At 72.2% G+C, this 1222-nt stretch carries 2 protein-coding genes; both read left to right on the top strand.

The window, feature by feature from the left end:
• Positions 1 to 244: heterodisulfide reductase-related iron-sulfur binding cluster (locus FKV24_RS16145; protein WP_170288343.1), on the top strand; the 244-nt coding region annotated here is incomplete at its 5' end.
• 58 nt (positions 245 to 302) lie between these two features.
• Positions 303 to 959: a 2-polyprenyl-3-methyl-6-methoxy-1,4-benzoquinone monooxygenase gene (coq7, locus tag FKV24_RS16140; protein ID WP_141483098.1), complete on the top strand. Its 657-nt coding sequence runs from the start codon at positions 303 to 305 to the stop codon at positions 957 to 959.
• Positions 960 to 1222: the final 263 nt, after the last annotated feature.

Here is a 1222-nt window from a genome sequence, read left to right as displayed (position 1 = left end):
GATACCGGGGCTGGAGGTGATCGAGCTCGATCCCGGCCTCGGCTGCTGCGGCGCGGCCGGCATCCAGATGCTGACCGACCCCGTGCGCGCGGCCGGCTACCGGGAGCCGCTGCTGGCGCAGTTGCACGACAGCGGCGCGACCCGCCTGCTCAGCGCCAACATCGGCTGCCGCCTGCACCTGGCCGCCGCCCGAGTGCCGGTCCAGCACCCGCTGGAGCTGCTGGCCGAGCGCCTGCGCCCCTGAAGCCGCCGGCCGGCACCCGCCCCGCCAACAGCCGAGGCCGGCGGCGTAAACTGGGCGCATGAACAGTTCCTCCACGCCTTCCCGCCGACTGACCCCGCTCGACCGGCTGCTCGACGGCACCCAACGCGCGCTCGACACCGTGTTCGGCGCACCGCGCGCCGAGCGCGCCAACCCCGCCGCGACCGAAGCCGACGTCGTCCTCGACGAGACCGAGCGCCGCCACGCCGCCGGCCTGATGCGGATCAACCACGTCGGCGAAGTCTGTGCGCAGGCGCTGTATTGCGGCCAGGCCGCGGTCGCGCGCGACCCGGCCACCGAGCGCCACCTGCTCGACGCCGCCCAGGAGGAAACCGACCACCTGGCCTGGTGCGCGGACCGCCTGCGCGAGCTCGACAGCCGCCCGAGCCTGTTCAACCCGCTGTGGTACGGCGGCAGCTACGCGATCGGCGTGCTGGCCGGGCTACGCGGCGACGGCTGGAACCTCGGCTTCGTGGTCGAGACCGAACGTCAGGTCGAGGCCCACATCGACGAGCACCTGACCTCGCTGCCCGAAGCCGACATCCGCAGCCGCGCGATCCTGGAGGTGATGAAGGCCGACGAGGCCCGCCACGCCGACAACGCCGAGGCCGCCGGCGCGCGGGTGCTGCCGCCACCGATCCCGACCGTGATGGCCGCCGCGTCGAAGCTGATGAAGGCCGTCGCCTACCGGCTGTGACCATGCCCCTGCGCTCGCAGGAGCGGCGCAAGCCGCGATGAAGCCCTCCCATGAAAGCCCCATCGCGGCTCACGCCGCTCCTACGGCATAAAGGTGGTGACCCAGCCCCCTGAGTCAGGGGGCGATTCGCGCATAGCGCGAATGGGGGTGTGGCAGCGCAACGGCGGGGCCCAAGGTTTGCGCAGCAAATCTTGGGAGATATCCGGGCGCAGCACGGATATCGTTCCCCCCTGAGTCAGGGGGCGATTCGCATCGCAGATGCG

Origin of the sequence: Marilutibacter maris (genome assembly GCF_006546735.2) — a bacterium.
In the GTDB taxonomy this organism is placed as follows: Bacteria; Pseudomonadota; Gammaproteobacteria; order Xanthomonadales; family Xanthomonadaceae; genus Marilutibacter; species Marilutibacter maris.
Note: the sequence above shows the minus strand (reverse complement) of the source record. Positions and strands in the feature narration are given on the sequence as shown.